This is a genomic window from Streptomyces sp. NBC_00576, from assembly GCF_036345175.1.
Classification (GTDB): Bacteria; Actinomycetota; Actinomycetes; order Streptomycetales; family Streptomycetaceae; genus Streptomyces.
In genome coordinates this window covers 2,377,917-2,400,916 of sequence record NZ_CP107780.1, presented here as the reverse complement: position 1 = coordinate 2,400,916, position 23,000 = coordinate 2,377,917, and the positions used below count along the sequence as shown (strand labels likewise).

Below are 23,000 nucleotides of genomic sequence, written 5' to 3'. Positions count from 1 at the left end.
CCGTCGCCGCCTCCGGCGGGCCACACCGGGGAGCAGTCAGCCCAGCAACTCCACCTCCGCCAGTGTCGACTCACCGTCGAGGACCAGCCGGTACCGCGTGTACGAGCCCACCGACGCCACCGAGAACGCCCGGGTCTGCCTGTCCCACCTGAACGATTCGCCGGAACGCCGGTCCAGCGTCCGCCAGTTCGTGCCGTCCGAGGAGCCCTGCACCACCCAGCCCGTCGGGGCCTGGGTCCGGTCCGAGGACGTCAGCGTGTACTGAACGGCCTTCGTGCGACCGGCGATCGGCAGGTCCACGGACGCCACCGCTGCGTCGGTCGCCGAGGTGTTGTCGAACAACGCGCCCTCACCCACCACCACATCCGCCCGCGGCGTCGGCACCTCGTCGTCCTGGGTGATCGAGACCGGGGCCGCGTTCCTGGCCGTTCCCCAGGCGGAGGGCTCGGGGCCCATGTCGAACTCCAGGGTTCCGCCCTGGGAGACGATCGAGTGGGGGAGCGAAGTCGACGTCCAGGGCAGGCCGTTGACCTTCAGGCCCTGTACGTACACGTTCCGCGCGCTGTTGCCCGGCGCCTTGATCACCAGGTCACGGCCGTTCTCCAGGTGGACCGTCGCCTTGGTGAACAGCGGGGAGCCGATGGCGTATTCGCCGCTGCCCATGACCAACGGGTAGAAGCCGAGCGCCGAGAACAGGTACCAGGCCGACTGCTCGCCGTTGTCCTCGTCACCGTGGTAGCCCTGCCCGATCTCGCTGCCCGTGTAGAGCCGGGACAGGACCTCGCGGACGTTCTTCTGCGTCTTCCAGGGCCGGCCGGCCGCGTCGTACATGTAGTTCACGTGGTGGGCCACCTGGTTGGAGTGGCCGTACATGCCCATCCGGACGTCCCGGGCCTCCGTCATCTCGTGGATGACCCCGCCGTACGAGCCCACGAACTCCGGGGAGGCCGTCTCCGGGGTCTCGAAGTAGTCGTCGAGCTTGTCCGCGAGGCCCGCCCGGCCGCCGTACAGATTGGCCAGGCCCCGGCTGTCCTGCGGGGCCGTGAAGGCGTACCCCCAGCCGTTCGTCTCCGTGTAGTCGTGGCCCCAGACGCGCGGGTCGTACGCCGACGACTCCACCCGCCAGTCGCCCCGCGCGTTCCGGCCCTGGAAGAAGCCGGCCTTCTTGTCGAACAGCCGCACATAGTCCTGGGCGCGGTTGAGGAAGTACTCGGACTCCTCCTTGTACCGTTTCTGCCCCGTCTCCCTGTGCAGCTCCTGACCCATCCGGGCGATGCCGTAGTCGTTGAGATAGCCCTCCAGCGCCCAGGACAGGCCCTCATGCGTCTCGGTGCTCGTGTAGCCGAGGAAGGGCGAGGTCGCCATGCCCTTGCGGCCCACGCCAGACATGGGGGGCACGACGGTCGCGTTCTTCACGGCCGCGTCGTACGCCGACTTCGCGTCGAAACCGACGCCCTTCACATAGGCGTCGGCGAACGCCACGTCCGACGAGGTGCCCGTCATCAGGTCGGCGTACCCGGGGGAGGACCAGCGGGAGGTCCAGCCGCCGTCCTTGTACTGCTGCACGAACCCGTCGACCAGTTCACCTGCTTGACGGGGCGTCAGAAGCGAGTACGCGGGCCAGGTGGTCCGATACGTGTCCCAGAAGCCGTTGTTGACGTACACCTTGCCGTCCACGATCTTCGCCCCGGTGTGCGTCGGGGTGTCGGGACCCGGCATGGGGGAGAACGGAGAAGCGTACTGGTACTTCGAACCGACCTTCTCGAAGCCGGAGTTGGGGTACAGATACAGCCGGTACAGGCTGGAGTACAGCGTCGTCAGCTGGTCCGGCGTCGCCCCCTCCACCTCGACCTTCCCGAGCAGCCCGTCCCACTGCCGCTGCGCTCCGGCCTGCACCGCCTCGAAGGTCGTACCCTCCGGAATCTCCTGACGCAGATTGTCCTTGGCCTGGTCGACGCTGATGAGCGAGGTGGCGAGCCGCAGCGTCACCACCCCGGTCGGAGCCCTGAACCGGAGATAGCCCTTGACCCCGCTCGACGACCCCTCCGTGACCACCGCGTCGTCGTCGAACACCCCGTACACGAACAGCCGGGTCGCCCCCGTAGACAGCCCCGACTTCACGTCCGAGTAGCCGGTGAAGGTGCCGTTCTCCTGGTCGAGGGTCAGACCGGCCTGGTCGGTGACGTTGTCGAAGAGCACGCTGGCGTCGTCGCCGGGATAGGTGAAGCGCAGGACCGCCGCATGGTCCGTCGGCGTCATCTCGGCCTTGACGCCGTTCTCGAACCGCACCCCGTAGTAGTACGGCCGCGCGGTCTCGTTCTCGTGCCGGAAGGCCAGCGCCCGTGCGGTACGGCCGGTGTCCGGGGTGCCGGCGGCGGCCGACGGCATCACCTGGAAGGTCTGCCGGTCGCCCATCCAGGGGCTCGGCTCATGACTCGCGCTGAACGCCTGGATCGTCGGCAGGTTGTCGGCGTTGTTGGCCCGCGCGTAGTCGTACAGCCAGCTCAGCGAGCCCGCGTTGGTCACCGGCGTCCAGAAGTTGAAGCCGTGCGGCACGGCCGTCGCCGGGAAGTTGTTGCCCCGCGAGAAACCACCGCTGGAATTGGTGCCCCGGGTCGTCGACGCATAGTCGGACAGGTGTTCCCGAGGCGGCTCGGGGGCGACGGCCCGAAGCGTCACGTCGTCGATCCAGCCCCGGAACTTCGCGGGACCGGCCGGCGAGTCGTACGCCACCAGCACCCGGTCGACGGTCTTCCCCGCCGCCACCGCCCCGATCCGCGAGGCGACATGGTTCCACTGGTTGACGTACAGCACCTTCGCCGCGCCCTGCCCCCGCGGCGTCAGCGCGAAGCCGTGCTGGTCGACCGCCGACAGTTCACTCAGCAGCGTTCCGTCCGTGAAGACCAGGTCCATCGACACGTTCGTGGCGTCGTAGTCGAGATCGCCGTCCGCCATCGACGGGAAGACCCGGTACGACAGCTCGGTGTCCCGTTCAACGGCCACGTCCACGTCGAACACCTTGTTGTACGAGTACGCCCGGCCGGCCGCCCGGTGCGTACCGGCGTACCGCAGCGCCCGTTTGCCCGTGAAACCGGCGCGGGCCTTCGCGGTCGGCGAGCCGCTCGGGCCGCGGTCGACCAGTGACCGCATGTCCCGGGGCACGGGTGCGTCGACGCTGCCCGTCGAAAACTGGACATCGGCGAGCTGGGTGATGGCGCCCCCGTTGTTCCGCCCGATGTCGAGCCGGAAGTGCCGGTACTCGGCAGGCACGGCAAGGTCGTACGACCTGGTCTGGAACCGCTCGGCGAACAGCTCGTCCGTGCGGCTGTCGAGGGTCTTCCAGCCCGTCGTCCCGTCCGCCGAGCCCTGGAGCGTCCAGTCGGTGGGGTCGCGCTCCGCGTGGTCGTTGGCCGAGGTCAGTGCATAGGTGACGACCCCGACCGGCTCGTCCAGGTCGAACTCCGCCCAGCCGGTCGACGCGAACGTCAGCCACTTGGTCCCCGGCACACCGTCGACGAGGTTCTCCTTCACCTCGCCCCCGCCGATGTTCTCCGCGCTCGCCCGTACGTCGGTCACCTGGTCGGTCACATTGCCCGGGATGCCGCTGCTGTAGCCGCCGTCGACACCGGAGGCCCGCCTCGTGCCGTCCGGCCCGGCATCGACGGTGTTCAGCCAGTCCGGCGCCGGCTCACCCGCCTCGAACGAGGAGACGAACTCCCGGTCGACGGCTTTTGCAGCGGCGGGCAGGGCGGTTGCCGCACCCTGTGCGCCGATCACCAATGCGAACACCGCTGCGATGGCCGGAAGTGATCCGAACTGCCATCCGTATCGAGCCCTGTATCGAACTCCCTGCCGCATGCGAGAGCACCCTCCCTGCCGTCGGACAACGTTGTCACCTTGGCTGCGCAGGACCAGTAGGGAGTCAAGTGGTCAGTGGTGTCAAGGGCGTTGGGTGTGGCATTCGGGTCCCATATCGCGAACATTTCGCGCAAAGGGATGTGTGCGGTCCGCATATTTCCGCGAGGTCTCAACTCGGAAAAGACCCGCGACCAACCCTGCATTCGATCTTGCCCCTTTGACGGGAAGTGGACTATACCTGTCGGCGTCAGCCACTGTTCGACCGGTCGACGACAGGTGGGAGGGGAGCCGGAAGGGTGGTTCGACGTGCTGAACGCGCGGCCCGCCGGGTATTCCCTCTGATCAGGGCGCATCACGCACTAAGTACTTCCTGCACGACCCAGTTCGACCCGATCGCGGTGCCGGGAGGATCCGGTTCACCGCCTGAGTCCTGGAGAAGGCGAGGACTTGAGCATGGGATCCACTTCCGACGAGAGCCGCACCCCCGACCGCAGCACCGCCACCACCGGCACCACCACTGGCACCACGGCCACCGGCCTCGGCCGTCGCGACCTGATCAAGCGGTCAGCAGCGCTCGGCCTGATCTCCGTCCCCACGATGAGTTTCCTGTCCGCGTGTGCGAGCAGCGGCGGAGGTGACGAGGACAAGGCCGAGTCGGGCAAGAAGACCGCGAAGAACCCCCTGGCGGTCAACGACAGCGCCCAGATGGAGTTCGTGCTCTTCGACGGCGGCTTCGGCAAGGAGTACGCCGAGGACGCGGTCAAGATCTACGAGCAGAACTTCCCGAAGGCGAAGGTCAAGTTCTCCGCCACCCAGAAGATCCAGTCCACGCTCCAGCCCCGCTTCAACCAGGGCACCCCGCCGGACCTCATCGACAACTCCGGCGCCGAGCAGATGGACATGGGCGTCCTGGCCGGCAAGAGCCAGCTCGCCGACCTCACCCCGCTGCTGGACGCCCCGTCCTTCGACGACCCGAACAAGAAGGTCCGCGACACGCTGCGCCCGGGCATCGTCGAGATGGGCCAGCTCGACGGCGACCCGGTGTGGATCATGTACTACGCCTACACGGTGTACGGCGTCTGGTACTCCCAGAAGGCCCTGGACTCGCTCGACGCCACCTACCCCCAGACGTGGGACGAGATGCTCGCCGTGTGCGAGAAGGCCAAGAAAAAGGGCATCGCCGGCTGGACCTACGCGGGCAAGTACCCGTACTACCTGCCCTTCTCGCTCTACGCGATGATCGGCAAGGTCGGCGGCGTCGAGGTCCTCGACGCGATCGACAACCTGGAGCCGAACGCCTGGAAGGCCCCGGCTGTCAAGGCTTGTTTCGAGGCGTACTACGAGCTCTACAAGAAGGGGTACGTCCTCAAGGGCACCCCCGGCCTCGACCACATCCAGTCGCAGACCGCGTGGGCCAAGGGCAAGGCGCTGTTCATCCCGAACGGCTCCTGGGTGGAGAACGAGTCGGCCAACGTCATCCCCGCCGACTTCGACCTCGCCGTCTCCGCGCCGACCGGCATCGACAGCTCCGACAAGCTGCCGTTCGGCACGATCTGGGCCTCCGGCGGCGAGCCGTTCATCGTCCCGGCCAAGGCGAAGAACACCGCCGGCGGCATGGAGCAACTGCGCATCATGCTCAGTGAGGCCTCCTCGAAGAACTTCACCACCAAGGTCAAGTCACTGACCGCGTACAACGGCGGCACCGACGGAATCACCCTCACCCCCGGCCTCAAGTCGGGTGTGGCGGCGCTGGAGAAGGCCGGCGACAACGTGGTGAACCCGCGCCTGCAGGACTGGTACGTGCAGCTCCAGAAGGAGAAGATCGGCGTTTCCGGGCTCGGCGAGATGATGGCGGGACGGCTCACCCCGGCCGAGGCCATCAAGAAGATCCAGGGCTACGCCGACGAGACCGCGAAGGACTCGTCGATCAAGCACTACAAGCACCATTGAATCCTCCCCCAGCCGAAGCAGGGGGATTCCTGGCTCACGCCGCCTGCGGGTCAGCGACCCAACAGGTCTTCCACGATCAACACCAGCCGGGTTGAAACCAGCCCGGTTTGTGCCGCAAAGCTTGGAGGTGCATGTGCTGTCTTGGTTCTCGATCAGCACGTCGTACGCGCTTGGTTCTCGCAACGCACGGCGATCAGCCTACCCGACTAGCAGCCGATGATCTGTCACCAGCGGCGGCACCCGCGTACGGAACGGGGTCTGTGGTAATGCAGCACGGCAAGTACCGCTTCATCGTGGGATTCCTGGCGGTCCCCCTGGGGCTGTACGCACTATTCGTCATCTGGCCGTTCATCCAGTCCATCTATTACTCGTTCACCGACTGGACCGGACTGAGCCCGGAATTCAAGATGGTCGGCTTCGACAACTACAAGAGGATGCTCGACGACGACATCTTCTGGAAGTCGTTGCAGCACAGCCTCCTGTTCGCGTTGGTGCTGCCGCTGGTGACGATCAGTCTGGCGTTGTTCTTCGCCTTCATGATCAATGTGGGCGGGAAGCGCCGCCGCGGTGGACCGGTGATTTCCGGTGTCCGCGGTTCCTCGTTCTACAAAATCGTCTATTTCTTCCCGCAGGTGCTGTCCATCGCGATCGTCGCGCTGCTGTTCGCCTTCGCGTACAACCCGGACAGCGGCTCGATCAACTCGCTGCTGCGCGGCATCGGGCTCGACAGTGTCCAGCCGCTCTGGCTGGGCGACCCGAGCCTCGCCCTGTGGTGTGTGATGGCGGTACTGGTCTGGTCGACGGTCGGCTTCTTCGTGGTGCTGTTCTCCGCGGGCATGGCGTCCATCCCGGCCGACCTGTACGAGGCCGCGCTGCTCGACGGTGCGGGCCGGGCGACCACGTTCTTCCGGATCACCCTGCCGCTGCTGTGGGACACCGTGCAGTCCGGCTGGGTCTACATGGGCATCCTCGCGCTGGGCGCCGAGTCGTTCGCGGTCGTCCAGATCATGACGACCGGGCCCGGCGGCCCGGACTACTCGACGACCGTCATGGTCCTGTACGTGTACCAGAAGGCCTTCCGCGACGGTCAGGCCGCCTACGCAACCACCATCGGGGTCGCCCTGCTCGTCGTCACGCTGGCCTTCGCGGCCCTCGTGATGCGGCTGGGCCGGCGCGAGCGGCTGGAGTACTGACACATATGAAAACGACCGACAGCACACCGTCGGAGACGGTTCCCCAGCAGTCCGGCGGGCCCGTACGCAAGGAGAACGGGCCCGGCAAGGAGACGCCGCGGGAGAAGAAGGAGGGCAGGGCGCTCAACGTCTTCTCGCACGGCATGCTCGTCCTGTGGGCGTTCATGGTCGTGATGCCGCTCCTGTGGGCGGTGATGACGTCCTTCAAGGACGACAACGCGATCTTCAGTTCGCCCTGGTCCCTGCCGGACAAGCTGCACTTCGACAACTGGGCGCGGGCGTGGACCGACGCCAACATGAGCGACTACTTCCTCAACACCATCCTGGTGGTGGGCGGTTCGCTCATCGGCACCCTGGTGCTCGGCTCGATGGCGGCGTACGTCCTGGCCCGCTTCGACTTCCCGGGCAACCGGTTCATCTACTACCTGTTCATCGGCGGCATGAGCTTCCCGATCATGCTGGCGCTGGTCCCGCTCTTCTACGTCGTGAACAACATGGGTCTGCTGAACACGATCCACGGGCTGATCCTGGTCTACATCGCCTACTCGCTGCCGTTCACGGTCTTCTTCCTGACCGCGTTCTTCCGGACCCTGCCGACCTCGGTGGCGGAGGCGGCCTTCGTCGACGGCGCCTCGCACTCCCGGACCTTCTTCCAGATCATGCTGCCGATGGCCAAGCCCGGGCTGATCAGCGTGGGCATCTTCAACTTCCTCGGCCAGTGGAACCAGTACATGCTGCCGACGGTGCTCAACACCGACCCCGACAAGCGGGTCCTCACCCAGGGTCTGGTGCAGCTGGCCGCCAGCCAGGGCTACAAGGGTGACTGGTCGGGTCTCTTCGCCGGCCTGGTGATGGCGATGATCCCGGTACTGGCCGCGTACATCGTCTTCCAGCGTCAGGTGGTGACGGGACTCACGGCGGGTGCGCTGAAGTAACCGGAACCTTCTGTTCAGCTGCCGTACGCGCGCGTGCATGCCACAAACGGCGCACGCGCGCCACTATGTGTACAAGACCTCGGATGCAGTTCAACCTCTTGACGGGAGGTGACCCGAACGGCTCAGCTTAGAGTTCACTAGTTGGACATAGACGGGGCCTCATCGAAGCGGTCCCGCGCGCAGGAGGTCGTCGTGGAGACTCCAGGTTCGCAGTCGTCGCTGCACCGGGCCAACCTGGAACGGGTCGTACGGGCCGTGCGCCTCGCCGGGTCGCTCACGCAGGCCGAGATCGCCAGGACCACCGGTCTGTCCGCGGCCACGGTGTCCAACATCGTGCGCGAGCTGAAGGACGGCGGAACGGTCGAGGTCACGCCCACCTCGGCGGGTGGCCGAAGGGCCCGGGCCGTCTCGCTGAGCGGCGACGCCGGCATTGTGATCGGTATCGATTTCGGCCATACGCACCTACGTGTCGCAATCGGCAACCTCGCCCACCAGGTGCTGGCCGAGGAGTCCGAGCCGCTGGACGTCGACGCCTCCGCCGCGCAGGGCTTCGACCGGGCCGAAGAGCTGGTCAGTCGCCTGATCGCAGCAACGGGGGTCGACCGATCCAAGATCGCCGGCGTGGGCCTGGGTGTACCGGGTCCGATCGACGTGAAGTCGGGCACCCTGGGCTCCAGCGCGATCCTGCCCGGCTGGATCGGCACCAGGCCCGGCGAGGAGATGCGCGGGCGCCTCGGCGTACCGGTGCACGTGGACAACGACGCCAACCTCGGCGCCCTCGGTGAGCTGGTCTGGGGCAGTGGCCGGGGGGTGCGCGACCTGGCGTACATCAAGGTCGCGAGCGGTGTCGGGGCGGGACTGGTGATCGAGGGCAAGATCTACCGGGGTCCGGGTGGCACAGCGGGAGAAATCGGGCATATTACTCTTGATGAATCCGGCCCCGTCTGCCGCTGTGGAAACCGGGGCTGCCTGGAGACCTTCGCGGCCGCGCGCTATGTGCTTCCGCTCCTCCAGTCCAGCCACGGAACCGACCTGACCATGGAAGGTGTCGTGCGGCTGGCGCGGGACGGCGACCCGGGCTGTCGTCGCGTGATCGCCGACGTCGGCCGGCATATCGGCAGTGGAGTCGCCAATCTTTGCAACCTGCTGAACCCGAGCCGGGTGGTCCTCGGCGGTGATCTCGCCGAGGCCGGTGAGCTGGTGCTCGGTCCTATAAGAGAGTCTGTCGGCCGCTATGCGATCCCCAGTGCGGCACGTCAACTGTCCGTTCTTCCGGGGGCACTTGGAGGTCGTGCGGAGGTGCTCGGAGCGCTCGCTCTCGCGTTGAGCGAGATGGGCGATTCGACCCTTTTGGACGGCGCGCTGACCACAGCCACTCCTGTCTTCACCTAGAGAACGAACAAAGCCGTTGCCAACCCGTTAAGGATTTACTTCTTGACGTCGCACGTGTGGCCGAGTTGACTTCCAGCCACCTCGGCCGCAGCGTTGCGGCCCTGTCAGGGAGGCACCACCGAATGAACGCCATGATGCGTAGAGTCGTTATCGGAACCACGGCGATTTCCATGGCCCTTGCCGTGGCCGCCTGTGGCAAGGCCGGCGACGACAAGTCCGACAGCGGCGACAAGACCAGCTCGGGCGGCGACAAGTCGATCGGCCTGCTCCTGCCCGACAGTGTCACCACCCGGTACGCCAAGTTCGACAAGCCGTACTTCGACGCCAAGGTCAAGGAACTCTGTTCCGACTGCACCCTGGAGTACGCGAACGCGGCGGGCAGCGCTGCCACGCAGGCCCAGCAGGTCAGCAGCATGATCACCAAGGGCGTCAAGGTCATCGCGATCAGCGCCGTGGACTCCGCCGCCATCAAGTCCTCCATCCAGGCCGCGGTCGACAAGGGCATCAAGGTCGTCGCGTACGACCGTCTCGCGCAGGGCCCCGTCTCCGCGTACGTCTCCTTCGACAACGCGAAGGTCGGCGAGCTCCAGGGACAGGCCCTGCTCGACGCGATGGGCGCCAAGGCCACCCCGAAGGCCAAGGTCGTCATGATCAACGGTCTGGCCTCGGACCCGAACGCCGCCCTCTTCAAGTCGGGCGCCCACAAGGTCCTCGACAGCAAGGTCGACATCGCCTACGAGCAGGCCGGAGACTGGGACGCGGGTGTCGCCGCGCAGAAGATGTCGGCCGCCATCACCCAGCTGGGCGCCAAGAACATCGCGGGCGTCTACGCGGCCAACGACGCCATGGCCGGTGGTATCGCCACCGTCCTCAAGGGCAAGAACATCAGCTCCACTCCGCTGACGGGCCAGGACGCTGAGCTGACCGGTATCCAGCGGATCGTCGCCGGCACCCAGTCCAGCACCATCTACAAGGCGTACAAGCCGGAGGCCGACGGCGCCGCCGAGCTGGCCGTCAACCTGCTGCAGGGCAAGAGCATCGACTCCATCGCCACCTCGACCGAGACCAGTGGTTCCGGCGACAAGGTGCCCTCGCTGCTGCTGCCCCCGGTCTCGCTGACCAAGGCCAACATCAAGGACACCGTGGTCAAGGACGGCCTCTACACGGTCGCCGAGATCTGCACCGGCGAGTTCGCCGCCGCCTGCAAGACCGCCGGTCTCCAGTAGGCACACCCCGACCGCCGACACCGGGTGGGCGCTCACGGGCGCTCACCCGGACATGACCGCCCGGCGGTCCCGCGAGACCTGTCCGACGCCCGCCCCGGCCTTCATACCCCGCTGCCGGGACGGGCGTCGGACGGAACCGTTGCCAACGGCAGCGGAATCGCGCATGTTCACCTTGTAAACCAGTGCCTTGTGCACAACCCTCCGCGCCTTTTGACAGCGCGGCATCCCCGCCGGTCAGGCGGCGAAGGAGATGGTTCACGTGTCCGCTACGCCCGTGTTGGCGTTGCGCGGAGTCTCCAAGCGATTCGGTGCGGTGCAGGCCCTCACCGATGTCGAACTGGAGGTCCACGCCGGAGAAGTGGTCGCGCTCGTCGGCGACAACGGCGCAGGAAAGTCCACCCTGGTCAAGACGATCGCGGGTGTGCATCCCATCGATGACGGCGTCATCGAGTGGGAGGGCAGTCCGGTCAGTATCAACAAGCCGCACGACGCCCAGGGACTCGGCGTCGCGACGGTCTACCAGGACCTCGCGCTGTGCGACAACCTCGATGTCGTCGGCAACCTCTACCTCGGACGAGAACTGCTGCGCCGCGGCGTCATCGACGAGGTCACGATGGAGAAGAACTCGCGTGAACTGCTGAGCACGCTCTCCATCCGCATCCCGAGCGTGCGCATCCCGATCGCGAGCCTCTCCGGTGGCCAGCGCCAGGTCGTCGCGATCGCCCGCGCGCTGATCGGTGACCCGAAGGTGGTCATCCTCGACGAGCCCACCGCCGCTCTCGGCGTCGAGCAGACCGCGCAGGTCCTCGACCTGGTCGAGCGGCTGCGCGAGCGCGACCTCGGCGTCATCCTCATCAGCCACAACATGGCCGACGTCAAGGCCGTCGCCGACACCGTCGCGGTGCTGCGCCTGGGCAAGAACAACGGTTCCTTCGCGGTGAAGGACACCACCCACGAAGAGATCATCGCCGCGATCACCGGTGCCACGGACAACGCCGTGACCCGTCGCGCGGGGCGCACCACGGAGGCGGCAAAGTGAGTGACACGTCCAAGACCGTGAAGCCGGACCCGGCCGACCCAGAGGCGCGGGACCGGAAAACGTTGGCCCCGGCCGACGACCCCACCTCGGCGCACGTCCCCGTCGTCGACCCGCGCCTGCTGGTCCGCGAAGAGGGATTCAAGGGCTACTGGACCGAGTTCAAGCGCAAGACGAAGGGCGGCGAGATCGGCTCCCTGCCGGTCGTCGTCGGCCTGATCATCATCTGGACCATCTTCCAGGTGCAGAACGACCGGTTCCTCAGCGCCGAGAACCTGTCCAACATCAGCTACTACCTGTCGGCCACCGGCATGCTCGCCATCGGCCTGGTGTTCGTACTGCTGCTCGGTGAGATCGACCTGTCCGTCGGCTCGGTCAGTGGTCTCGCGTCCACCCTGTTCGCCGTGTTCGTGGTCAACCACAGCCTGAACTCCTGGCTCGGCCTGCTGCTGACCGTGCTGATCGGTATCGGTATCGGTGGGTTGCAGGGCTGGTTCTTCGCCAGAATCGGTGTGCCGGCCTTCGTCGTGACCCTGGCCGGCTTCCTCGGCTGGAACGGTCTGATGCTGTGGCTGCTCGGCAGCAGCGGCACCATCAACATCCCGGACGACGGTCCGATCCACCTCCTCGGCCAGCGTTCCTTCTTCATGGACCAGGCCATCATCGGTGCCTACCTGCTGGCCGGCCTCGGGGTCGTCTCCCTGCTCGCCGGATCGCTCATCGAGCAGCGTCGCCGCAAGGCGGCGGGGGTGCCGTTCCGGCCCACCAGCGAGATCGCGGCGCGCGTCGGCGCGCTCGCGGTGGCCGCGTTCGTCGCCGCGTACGTTCTGAACTCCGCCTCAGGTGTGTCCAACGCGCTGGTGATCTTCCTCGGCTGCCTGGTGATCGTGGACTTCGTACTGCGGCGTACCCCGTTCGGACGCAAGGTGTTCGCGGTCGGCGGCGGGATCGAGGCGGCGCGGCGTGCCGGTATCAACGTGCCGATGGTGCGGATCACCGTGTTCGCCATCGCGGGTGGATTCGCGGCGATCGGCGGCATGTTCTTCGCCGGACAGACGCAGAGCGCTTCGCTGACGTCGGGTGGCGGCAACACGCTGATGCTGGCCATCGCGGCGGCGGTCATCGGTGGCACCAGCCTCTTCGGTGGGCGCGGCACGGTGTGGTCGGCGCTGCTGGGCATGTTGGTGATCCAGTCGATCCAGACGGGTCTGGACCTGCTGAACATGAACACGTCGATCCAGTACATGATCACTGGTGCGGTGCTGTTGGGTGCGGTTGTCATCGACTCGGTGTCGCGTAAGAGTCAGAAGGCGGCGGGTCGGGCTTAGGGGTCCTTTCAGAATGCTGGATTCTTCCGGGCCAGGGTCATGCAGTGGGCGAGCTGGAGGAAGGCGTCGTGCATGTCGTCGCGTGCTTCCCAGCGGGTTCGTAGGCGGCGGGGGCCGTGGAGCCAGGCGATGGCGGACTCGGCAACCCACCGGACTTTGCCCAGGCCGGAGCCGTGCGGCTGGCCGCGCCGGGCGATCTTCGGTGTGATGCCGCGCTCGCGCAGACGGCGGCGGTAGATGTCGTGGTCGTAGCCGCGGTCGGCGTATAACGTGCGGGGCTTGCGCCGGGGCCGGCCCCGCTTGCCGCGTACCGGTGCCAGCCCGTCGACCAGCGGCAGGAGCTGGGTGACGTCGTTGCGGTGACCGCCGGTCAGGGACACCCGCAGCGGGATGCCGTGCGCCTCGGTCAGCACGTGATGCTTCGAGCCCGGCCGCGCGCGGTCAACCGGGCTCGGACCGACTTTTGGGCTGCTGCGCCCCCGCTTGGCCTGCACGTGCGAGGCGTCGATCGTGGCGCGGGAGAAGTCGAGGCGATCAGCCGCCCGAAGCCGGTCCAGCAGCACCCGCTGGAGTTCCTCCCACACCCCGGCCTCCTGCCACTCGGCCAGCCGCCGCCAGCACGTGGGACCCGAACCGAACCCCAACTCCTGCGGCAGGAACTCCCACTGGACACCGGTGTACAGGACGAACAGCACCCCCTGGAGCGTCTTGCGGTCATCGATCCGCTTGCGCCCCGGGTGCCGGAACCGCCGCTCATGCTTCGGCAGCAGCGGCTCGATCACCGCCCACAACTCGTCACTGACCTCCCACGGCTTCCGCCGCGCCATGATCACACCCCACAAAACACGGAGTCACATACAACCCCACCGTGCCACAAGAGGATCATTCTGCAAGGACCCCTTAGCGGGGGGCTGGTCGCGCCCACGCGGCGGAGCCGCAGATCGAACACAGCCCCGCGCCCCTGAAGGGCGTTCCTGTGGCCCGGCATCGAATGTGATGCCGGGCCACAGGCATGTCATAGATGTGGTCGTTGTTGGGTACGGCCGATCGCGTGACGTATCACGCAGAGGCCGGGCGTCGGTCGCGAAGGCGGAACACTAGACTCGACACGCCCGGCGAAAGCTCGATCAGCTCTACTGCAAGGAGGCACGGGTGCCGCTGCTGACCCGCATCAAGGGACCGCGCGATCTTGACCGGCTCAGCCTGGAGCAGCTGGACCAGCTGGCCGAGGAGATCCGGACCTTCCTCGTCGACGCGGTCTCCAAGACCGGTGGCCACCTCGGCCCCAACCTCGGTGTCGTCGAGCTCACCATCGCGCTGCACCGGGTCTTCGACTCGCCGAAGGACAAGGTGCTGTGGGACACGGGCCACCAGTCCTATGTCCACAAGCTGCTCACCGGCCGTCAGGACTTCTCGAAGCTGAAGATGAAGGGCGGCCTGTCGGGCTACCCCTCGCAGGCCGAGTCCGAGCACGACATCATCGAGAACTCGCACGCATCGACTGTCCTGGGCTGGGCCGACGGTCTCGCGAAGTCCAACCAGGTACTGAAACGCGACGACCACCACGTGGTCGCCGTCATCGGTGACGGAGCGCTCACCGGCGGTATGGCCTGGGAGGCGCTGAACAACATCGCCGACGCGAAGGACCGCCCGCTGGTCATCGTCGTCAACGACAACGAACGTTCGTACGCGCCGACCATCGGCGGTCTCGCCAACCACCTGGCCACCCTGCGCACGACGGACGGCTACGAGCGGTTCCTCGCCAGGGGCAAGGACCTGCTGGAGCGGACCCCGGTCGTCGGCAGGCCGCTGTACGAGACCCTGCACGGCGCCAAGAAGGGCCTCAAGGACTTCATCGCCCCGCAGGGCATGTTCGAGGACCTGGGACTCAAGTACGTCGGCCCGATCGACGGCCACGACATCGAGGCCCTGGAGTCCGCGCTCGCCCGCGCCAAGCGCTTCGGCGGCCCGGTCATCGTGCACTGCCTCACCGAGAAGGGCCGCGGCTATCAGCCCGCCCTTCAGGACGAGGCCGACCGCTTCCACGGCATCGGCCCCATCCACCCCGACACGGGTCTGCCGGTCAAGGCCTCCGGCGCCGACTGGACTTCCGTCTTCGGCGACGAGATGGTCAAGCTGGGCCAGGAGCGCGAGGACATCGTCGCGATCACGGCCGCGATGCTCCAGCCGGTCGGTCTGAAGAAGTTCGCGGACGCCTTCCCGGACCGCATCTACGACGTCGGTATCGCGGAGCAGCACGGCGCCGTGTCCGCGGCCGGGCTCGCCACCGGGGGCGTGCACCCCGTCTTCGCGGTGTACGCCACCTTCCTGAACCGGGCCTTCGACCAGGTCCTCATGGACGTGGCGCTGCACAAGTGCGGCGTGACGTTCGTGCTCGACCGGGCCGGCGTCACCGGCACCGACGGTGCCTCCCACAACGGTATGTGGGACATGTCGATCCTCCAGGTCGTACCCGGACTCAGGCTGGCCGCCCCGCGTGACGCCGACCAGGTCCGTGCCCAGCTCCGCGAGGCCGTCGAGGTCGACGACGCGCCGACCGTCGTCCGCTTCTCGAAGGGCGCCGTCGGCCCCGCCGTACCCGCCGTGGGACGCGTCGGCGGCATGGACGTGCTGCGCGAGCCCGGCACCGACACCCCGGACGTGCTCCTCGTCTCGGTGGGCGCGCTGGCGCCCATGTGCCTGGAGATCGCCGGGCTGTTGGAGCAGCAGGGCATCTCGACCACGGTCGTCGACCCGCGCTGGGTCAAGCCGGTCGACGAGGCCATGGCGCCCCTTGCCGAACGGCACCGCGTGGTGGTGACGGTCGAGGACAACTCCCGGGTGGGCGGCGTCGGTTCGGCCGTCGCGCAGGCCCTGCGGGACGCCGGGGTCGACGTACCGCTGCGTGACTTCGGTATTCCGCCGCGCTTCCTCGACCACGCCTCCCGGGCCGAGGTCATGGCGGAGATCGGCCTGACGGCACCGGACATCGCCCGCCAGGTCACCGGGCTGGTCTCCAGGATCGACGGACGGTTCGAGCAGGCCGAGGTCGACTCGGTGGAGCCGGCCCGCGACTGACCCACTGTTGATCCCCAATGGGCCGGTTTTCCCCACCCTTTACGGTGGTGAGACCGGCCCATTAGCGTGAAATCCCCCGCGCCGGGGCATGCGCACCACGCCCCCTCTCGATCATGTCCGGGACGACGCAGCGTGGGAGGTACACCCGTGAGCAGCACCCTCTTCAGGACGAAGAAGGTCGAACAGTCCATCCGCGACACCGAGGAACCAGAGCACACGCTCAAGAAATCCCTGTCCGCGTTGGATCTGACGGTCTTCGGCGTCGGCGTCGTCATCGGCACCGGGATCTTCGTCTATACAGGCTCGGTCGCCAAGCTGAGCGCCGGCCCGGCGATCTCCCTGTCGTTCGTCGTGGCGGGTGTCGTCTGTGCCCTCGCCGCGCTCTGCTACGCGGAATTCGCTTCCACGGTCCCGGTGGCGGGATCCGCATACACCTTCTCGTACGCGTCGATCGGTGAGCTGCCCGCCTGGATCATCGGCTGGGACCTGGTCCTGGAGTTCGCGCTGGGCACGGCTGTGGTCGCGGTGGGCTGGTCCGGCTACTTCCGATCGTTCCTGGACAACAACCTCGGCTGGCAGGTTCCCGAGGTGCTGGGCGGCCGGGACGGTGCGTCAGGCTTCGGCTTCGACCTCTTCGCCGCCCTTCTGGTCCTGGCACTCACATGTGTGCTCGTCCTCGGTATGAAGCTGTCCGCGCGGGTCACCACGGTGGTCGTGGCGATCAAGGTGACCGTCGTGCTCATCGTGATCATCGCCGGGGCGTTCATCGTCAAGTCCGCCAACTACCACCCCTTCATCCCGCCCGCCGAAACCGTGCCGGCCGGGAACAGTCTCAAGGCCCCGCTGATTCAGTTGATCTTCGGCTGGGCGCCGTCCAACTTCGGTGTGATGGGCATTTTCACCGGTGCCTCGATCGTGTTCTTCGCCTTCATCGGTTTCGACGTGGTGGCCACGGCTGCCGAAGAGACCCGCAATCCGCAGCGCGACATGCCCCGTGGCATCCTCGGTTCACTGCTGATCTGTACCACCCTTTATGTCGCGGTCTCGATCGTCGTCACCGGCATGTTGAAGTACACGGAGCTGTCTGTGACCGCCCCGCTCGCGGAGGCGTTCAAAGCCACGGGACACCCCTGGTTCGCGGGTGTGATCAGCTTCGGTGCCACGATCGGCCTGATCACCGTCTGCATGATCCTGCTTCTCGGTCAGACCCGCGTGTTCTTCGCGATGAGCCGCGACGGGCTTCTGCCGCGATTCTTCTCGCACACCCACCCGCGCTTCAGGACGCCGTACCGGCCCACCATCCTGCTCGGCGTGGTCATCGCGATCGTCTCGGGTTTCACCAGTCTCGAGACACTCGGTGAACTGGTCAACATCGGCACGCTGTTCGCGTTCATCGTCGTCGCGATCAGCGTCGTCATCCTCCGCAGGACCCGCCCCGACCTGCATCGGTCCTTCCGTACCCCGTGGGTGCCGGTCCTGCCGATCCTGTCGGTGCTGGCCTCGCTGTGGCTGATGCTCAACCTGCCCACCGAGACCTGGCTGCGGTTCGGCATCTGGATGGCCATCGGGTTCGTCGTGTACTTCCTCTACGGCCGCTCCCACAGCCGTCTCGGACGACAGGAGGGGGCGCCGGCGGGCCAGGCGCCCAAGCCACCGATCGACACCAACTGACCTGAACGGTCAGCGGAGTTGGTCATCGGATTCGGTACGGTACGGGCTAGTCGCTCCGTACCGTACGGGGCCCGGTGACCTCGGCGCCCAACTCCAAGACCCTGCGCCGCAGTTCACGATCAGCAGTGACGACAAGAACGTCCCGCCCTCCGCCCTCGGCGACCAGCTCGACCATCCTGTCGTCCCCGCTGCCGGGCGCCGACACGACTCGTACACCCGGAACCGAAGCCACCCCACGGGCGGCGCCCTCGACCACCAGGACGAGCTCCAAGGGCCCCGCGCGCCCCGGCAACCCGCCCTCCACGTACGCCACCAGCCGGTCCCGCAGACGTTCCGTGGCCCCACGCCGGTCCCGCCACCAGCCGTCGGGAACCGAGCCGACGACATTCGCGGCGTCGACGATCACGAGCAGGGGGGCATCCATGGGAATCAGGGTCGCACGCGGCACCGGAATCCGAGGTACCGGATAAGGGGGCCGGGGGGCGCGGTGAAGGTAAGAGCACACTAAAGTAGTCCAGTGCCCATTGTTCCTCCTTCCGCGACCGCGGCCGCGGGGCGTCCCGAGTCGGTCAACGGCGACTGGCTCATACGGGGTCGCGACGGCCGGTTGAGTACGTACGACGCCGTGGGAGACGCGATCGTCTGCCGCGCGGAGTCCCGACCCGGCGGGTCCTGGCTCCCACCCAGGCGCATCGGCGGCGACCTACGTCTGCACGCCATGGTCGGCGTCGGCCAAGGCGCCGACGAATACGCCCACTTGGCGACGTGGCGGCCCACGGTGAAGGGCGAGGCGGGCCTCGTCCACACCACGCACTTCCGGCCCGCCCTCGCCGCCCTCGACTGGACGCGCCTGGGCCACCCGAACGACAAGGGCGACTGGACCGGCGTACCGGCTGTCGCCGTCGACGCGGAGGGCCGCGCCCATGTCTTCGTACGGAACGCCGTGGGCGGTGTCAGCATGCGCGGCCAGAAGGAGCGCGGCGGCTGGGGCCCCTGGCGTGACCTCAAGGGCGAGGACGTGGAAGAGCAGTTGGCGGCTGTCACGCGTGCCTCCGGACGCGTCGAGCTGTACGGCAACTCGCCCCACGGCATCCTGCGCTGGACGCAGCGCGGCCCAGGCCATATCCCGGAACTCGACGAGACCCCGCTGAAGGTGACGGCCCGTCCGGGCAGCCTGCGGGCGCTGGTCACGTCCGACGAGCACGTGACCCTCTTCTACATGGACGAGACGGACACGGTGTGCGTGTGGCGTCCGGGCAGTGACCCGATCGAACTGCTCCCGGGCGCGGGCCCCGGCCCGGTGTCGGTGATCCGCTGCACCCTGGACGAGGCCGACTGCACGCTGCTGGCCCAGCGCTCGGCGAGCGGACGGGTGGCCTTCGCCGCGTATCCGACCGAGCAGGAGTCGGCGGGGGCATGGTGGACCGAGTCGGGTCCCCAACTCCCGCTGAACGCACGGGTGTCACTGTCGGAGGACGCGGACGGCAGGGTGGTGGCGGCGACGGCGGTGCCCGGGGGCGGGGAACTGAGGGTGGCGCGGCGGAAGCGGGAGGCGGGGCTCGCGTTGGAGGCGTGGGAGACGGTGTGAGAGCCCCGTACCTGGGGGTTGCGCCCCCGGACCCCCCTGAACTACTCAGCCCCTCCGGCGTTTGAGGAGCGGGGGTTCGGGGGCAGCGCCCCCGCGGATGGGACGGGTAGGGGCGGCGGGGGCGAAAAACCAAGCGCCCCGCACACCACACGGCATGCAGGGCACTCGGCTCGGAACGATCACAGCAACCCGTTACGCCGGGACGGAAGCCACCCCAGCCTCCAGGAACCGCTTCCCGTTCACCCGCTCGGAGACACCCTCACGGTCCAGGTAGGGCGTGATCCCACCCAGGTGGAAGGGCCACCCCGCGCCAGTGATCAGGCACAGGTCGATGTCCTGCGCCTCGGCCACGACACCCTCGTCGAGCATGAGCCCGATCTCCTGGGCGACCGCGTCGAGCACCCGGTCCCGTACCTGCTCCTCGCTCAGGGACACATCCCCCTGCTTCAGCAGCGCGGCGACCTCGGGGTCCAGCTCGGGCTTCCCGCTGTCGTACACATAGAACCCACGCTTGCCCGCCTTGACGACGGCGGCGAGGTTCGGGGAGACCGTGAAGCGGTCCGGGAACGCCCGGTTCAACGTCTCCGACACGTGCAGACCGATCGCCGGCCCGACCAGCTCAAGCAGCACCAGCGGCGACATGGGCAGCCCCAGCGGCTCCACCGCCTTCTCCGCGACCTCGACCGACGTACCCTCGTCGATCACGTTCTGGATCTCGCCCATGAAGCGGGTAAGGATACGGTTGACGACGAACGCCGGGGCGTCCTTCACCAGTACCGCGGTCTTCTTCAGCTTCTTGGCGACACCGAACGCCGTGGCCAGCGAGGCGTCGTCCGTCTGCTCGCCGCGCACGATCTCCAGGAGCGGCAGGATCGCGACCGGGTTGAAGAAGTGGAAGCCCACGACCCGCTCGGGGTTCTTCAGCTTCGAGGCCATTTCCGTCACCGAAAGCGAAGACGTGTTCGTCGCGAGGATCGCGTGCGCCGGGGCGACCGCCTCGACCTCCGCGAACACCTGCTGCTTGACGCCGATCTCCTCGAAGACGGCCTCGATGATGAAGTCGGCGTCGGAGAAGCCCTCCGCCTTGTCCAGGACACCGGTGACCAGGGCCTTCAGGCGGTTGGCCTTGTCCTGGTTGACGCGGCCCTTGCCGAGCAGCTTGTCGATCTCGGCGTGGACGTAGCCCACACCCTTGTCGACGCGCTCCTGGTCGATGTCGGTCAGCACGACCGGCACCTCGAGGCGGCGCAGGAAGAGCAGCGCGAGCTGCGAGGCCATCAGACCCGCACCCACGACGCCGACCTTGGTCACCGGACGGGCCAGCGACTTGTCCGGCGCACCGGCAGGCCGCTTGGCGCGCTTCTGCACCAGGTTGAACGCGTAGATACCGGACCGGAGTTCGCCGCCCATGATCAGGTCGGCGAGGGCAACGTCCTCGGCGTCGTACCCCTGCTGGAGGTCGCCGTTCTTGGCCGCGGCGATGATGTCGAGGGCGCGGTACGCGGCCGGAGCCGCCCCGTGCACCTTGCTGTCCGCGATGAACCGGCCCTTGGCGACGGCCTGGTCCCAGGCCTCGCCGCGGTCGATGGCCGGACGCTCGACCTTGATGTCGCCCTTGAGGACGGAAGCCGTCCAGATCAGCGACTGCTCCAGGAAGTCCGCGCCCTCGAACAGCGCGTCGGCGATGCCCAGGTCGAGGACCTGCTGCCCCTTGAGCTGCTTGTTCTGGTTGAGCGAGTTCTCGATGATCACGCTCACCGCACGGTCCGCGCCGATGAGGTTCGGCAGGATCGTGCAGCCGCCCCAGCCTGGGACGAGGCCCAGGAAGACCTCGGGGAGGGAGAAGGCGGCGATGGACTTCGACACGGTCCGGTACGCGCAGTGCAGACCGACCTCGACGCCACCGCCCATGGCGGCACCGTTGTAGTAGCCGAAGGTCGGGACCGCGAGCCCGGACAGCCGCTTGAAGACCTCGTGACCGCCCTTGCCGATGGCGAGCGCGTCGTCGTGGTTCTTCAGGAGCTCGACGCCCTTGAGGTCCGCGCCGACGGCGAAGATGAACGGCTTGCCGGTGATGCCGACACCGACGATCTGGCCGGCCGACGCCTCCTTCTCGACCTGGTCGATGGCGATGCTCAGGTTCGCCAGCGAGGCCGGGCCGAAGGTGGTCGGCTTGGTGTGGTCGAAGCCGTTGTCGAGGGTGATCAGCGCGAAACGGCCGGCGCCGAACGGCAGGTCGAGGTGGCGTACGTGCGCGGACGTCACGACCTCGTCGGGGAACAGCTCGGCCGCGCCCTTGAGGAGTTCGGTGGTGCTCACTTGTCGCCTCCGGCGTCCTTGTGGTGCGGGTTCTCCCAGATGACGGTCGCGCCCATGCCGAAGCCGACGCACATGGTGGTGAGGCCGTAACGGACCTCCGGCTGCTCCTCGAACTGGCGGGCGAGCTGCGTCATCAGACGCACACCCGACGAGGCCAGCGGGTGACCGAAGGCGATGGCACCGCCGTACTGGTTCACGCGCGCGTCGTCGTCCGCGATGCCGTAGTGGTCGAGGAAGGCCAGGACCTGGACCGCGAAGGCCTCGTTGACCTCGAACAGACCGATGTCACCGATGCCGAGGCCCGCCTTGGCGAGGGCCTTCTCGGTCGCCGGGATCGGCCCGTAGCCCATGACCTCGGGCTCGACGCCGACGAAGGCGTAGGAGACGAGGCGCATCTTGACGGGCAGGTTGTTCTCGCGCGCGAAGTCCTCGGACGCGATGATCGACGCGGTGGCGCCGTCGTTCAGACCGGCCGCGTTACCGGCGGTGACCCGCCCGTGCACCCGGAACGGCGTCTTGAGCCCGCTCAGGTTCTCCAGGGTGGTCCCCGGCCGCATCGGCTCGTCGGCGGTCACCAGACCCCAGCCGGTCTCGCCGACCTGGTCGTTGGTGTTCCGTACGGAGATCGGCACCAGGTCCTGCTGGATCTTGCCGTTGGCGTACGCCTTGGCGGCCTTCTCCTGCGAGCGCACGGCGTACTCGTCGGCGCGCAGCTTGGTGATGTGCGGGTAACGGTCATGCAGGTTCTCGGCGGTCATGCCCATGAACAGGGCCGACTCGTCGACGAGCTTCTCGCTCACGAACCGCGGGTTCGGGTCGACGCCCTCGCCCATGGGGTGGCGGCCCATGTGCTCGACGCCACCGGCGATGACGGCGTCGTAGGCGCCGAAGGCGATCGAGCCGGCGGTCGCGGTGACGGCGGTCAGCGCGCCGGCACACATGCGGTCGATGGAGTAGCCCGGGACGGACTGCGGCAGACCGGCGAGAATCCCGGCCGTACGGCCGAGCGTGAGCCCCTGGTCACCGATCTGCGTGGTCGCGGCGATGGCGACCTCGTCGATCTTCTTCGGGTCGAGACCCGGGTTGCGGCGCAGCAGCTCCCGGATCGCCTTCACGACGAGGTCGTCGGCGCGGGTCTCGTGGTAGATGCCCTTCGGGCCCGCCTTGCCGAACGGGGTGCGGACGCCGTCGACGAAGACGACATCCCTGACGGTACGAGGCACGATGGCTCTCCTCCAAAGGTGCGGGACGGCACTGCTGCGATACGCAACCGCTGAGCGGGCGCTCAGCCCCATGCTACTTGTGAGTAACCGCGCTGCACACCCCTGGATGGAGGAGCGGCGAAGGTCACACGGGGTTCGCATGTTACCCCCGGTTACATCTCTTCGCCCGAGGGGCGCGCCGGGCTGCGTGACCAGCCGCAACA

The 23,000-nt window shown here is 67.5% G+C and carries 15 protein-coding genes; 10 read left to right on the top strand and 5 right to left on the bottom strand.

The features are described from left to right. Positions 1-36: 36 nt before the first annotated feature. Positions 37-3,858 (bottom strand): GH92 family glycosyl hydrolase, encoded by a 3,822-nt coding sequence (locus OG734_RS10145; protein ID WP_330287158.1) that lies wholly within the window; start codon positions 3,856-3,858, stop codon positions 37-39. A 453-nt stretch (positions 3,859-4,311) separates the two neighbouring features. Between OG734_RS10145 and ngcE the strand changes: the two genes are divergently transcribed. The 7 genes from ngcE to OG734_RS10110 all read left to right on the top strand — a co-directional run bounded on the left by ngcE (position 4,312) and on the right by OG734_RS10110 (position 12,918). Next, positions 4,312-5,808: an N-acetylglucosamine/diacetylchitobiose ABC transporter substrate-binding protein gene (gene ngcE, locus OG734_RS10140; protein WP_330287157.1), complete on the top strand. Its 1,497-nt coding sequence runs from the start codon at positions 4,312-4,314 to the stop codon at positions 5,806-5,808. A 266-nt stretch (positions 5,809-6,074) separates the two neighbouring features. Then, positions 6,075-7,001: a carbohydrate ABC transporter permease gene (locus tag OG734_RS10135; protein WP_330287156.1), complete on the top strand. Its 927-nt coding sequence runs from the start codon at positions 6,075-6,077 to the stop codon at positions 6,999-7,001. Between the two features lie 5 nt (positions 7,002-7,006). Next, a complete protein-coding gene (locus OG734_RS10130) occupies positions 7,007-7,936 on the top strand; it encodes a carbohydrate ABC transporter permease (RefSeq protein ID WP_330287155.1) in 930 nt (309 codons plus the stop codon). A 192-nt stretch (positions 7,937-8,128) separates the two neighbouring features. Continuing rightward, positions 8,129-9,328 (top strand): ROK family transcriptional regulator, encoded by a 1,200-nt coding sequence (locus OG734_RS10125; RefSeq protein WP_330287154.1) that lies wholly within the window; start codon positions 8,129-8,131, stop codon positions 9,326-9,328. Positions 9,329-9,450: 122 nt separating this feature from the next. Beyond that, positions 9,451-10,554, top strand: coding sequence for a sugar ABC transporter substrate-binding protein (locus OG734_RS10120; RefSeq protein WP_443064847.1), 1,104 nt, complete (start codon positions 9,451-9,453; stop codon positions 10,552-10,554). Positions 10,555-10,804: 250 nt separating this feature from the next. Continuing rightward, positions 10,805-11,593, top strand: coding sequence for an ATP-binding cassette domain-containing protein (locus tag OG734_RS10115; RefSeq protein WP_330287153.1), 789 nt, complete (start codon positions 10,805-10,807; stop codon positions 11,591-11,593). Continuing rightward, entirely contained in the window at positions 11,590-12,918 is a 1,329-nt protein-coding gene (locus tag OG734_RS10110; protein WP_330287152.1) for a sugar ABC transporter permease, read from the top strand. The genes OG734_RS10115 and OG734_RS10110 overlap by 4 nt, the downstream gene beginning before the upstream one ends. Before the next feature lie 8 nt (positions 12,919-12,926). Here the strand turns inward: OG734_RS10110 and OG734_RS10105 are convergent, their stop codons facing one another. Beyond that, complete coding sequence (locus tag OG734_RS10105) at positions 12,927-13,745, bottom strand: IS5 family transposase (protein ID WP_330285514.1); 819 nt, start codon at positions 13,743-13,745, stop codon at positions 12,927-12,929. Between the two features lie 325 nt (positions 13,746-14,070). Between OG734_RS10105 and dxs the strand changes: the two genes are divergently transcribed. Together dxs and OG734_RS10095 are read left to right on the top strand one after the other, a co-directional pair. Then, positions 14,071-15,996: a 1-deoxy-D-xylulose-5-phosphate synthase gene (dxs, locus tag OG734_RS10100; RefSeq protein ID WP_330287151.1), complete on the top strand. Its 1,926-nt coding sequence runs from the start codon at positions 14,071-14,073 to the stop codon at positions 15,994-15,996. A gap of 147 nt (positions 15,997-16,143) precedes the next feature. Beyond that, the gene (locus OG734_RS10095) at positions 16,144-17,667 is read left to right on the top strand and encodes an amino acid permease (RefSeq protein ID WP_330287150.1); all 1,524 of its coding nucleotides are present in this window, start codon (positions 16,144-16,146) and stop codon (positions 17,665-17,667) included. A gap of 46 nt (positions 17,668-17,713) precedes the next feature. Here the strand turns inward: OG734_RS10095 and OG734_RS10090 are convergent, their stop codons facing one another. Continuing rightward, a complete protein-coding gene (locus OG734_RS10090) occupies positions 17,714-18,091 on the bottom strand; it encodes an NTP pyrophosphohydrolase (RefSeq protein WP_330287149.1) in 378 nt (125 codons plus the stop codon). A gap of 93 nt (positions 18,092-18,184) precedes the next feature. Between OG734_RS10090 and OG734_RS10085 the strand changes: the two genes are divergently transcribed. Beyond that, a complete protein-coding gene (locus tag OG734_RS10085) occupies positions 18,185-19,255 on the top strand; it encodes a hypothetical protein (RefSeq protein WP_330287148.1) in 1,071 nt (356 codons plus the stop codon). A gap of 192 nt (positions 19,256-19,447) precedes the next feature. Here OG734_RS10085 and OG734_RS10080 read toward each other — a convergent pair whose 3' ends face one another. Together OG734_RS10080 and OG734_RS10075 are read right to left on the bottom strand one after the other, a co-directional pair. Next, positions 19,448-21,574, bottom strand: a complete 2,127-nt coding sequence (locus OG734_RS10080; RefSeq protein ID WP_330287147.1) for a 3-hydroxyacyl-CoA dehydrogenase NAD-binding domain-containing protein — start codon at positions 21,572-21,574, stop codon at positions 19,448-19,450. Continuing rightward, the gene (locus OG734_RS10075; RefSeq protein ID WP_330287146.1) at positions 21,571-22,797 is read right to left on the bottom strand and encodes a thiolase family protein; all 1,227 of its coding nucleotides are present in this window, start codon (positions 22,795-22,797) and stop codon (positions 21,571-21,573) included. The genes OG734_RS10080 and OG734_RS10075 overlap by 4 nt, the downstream gene beginning before the upstream one ends. Between the last annotated feature and the right edge of the window lie 203 nt (positions 22,798-23,000).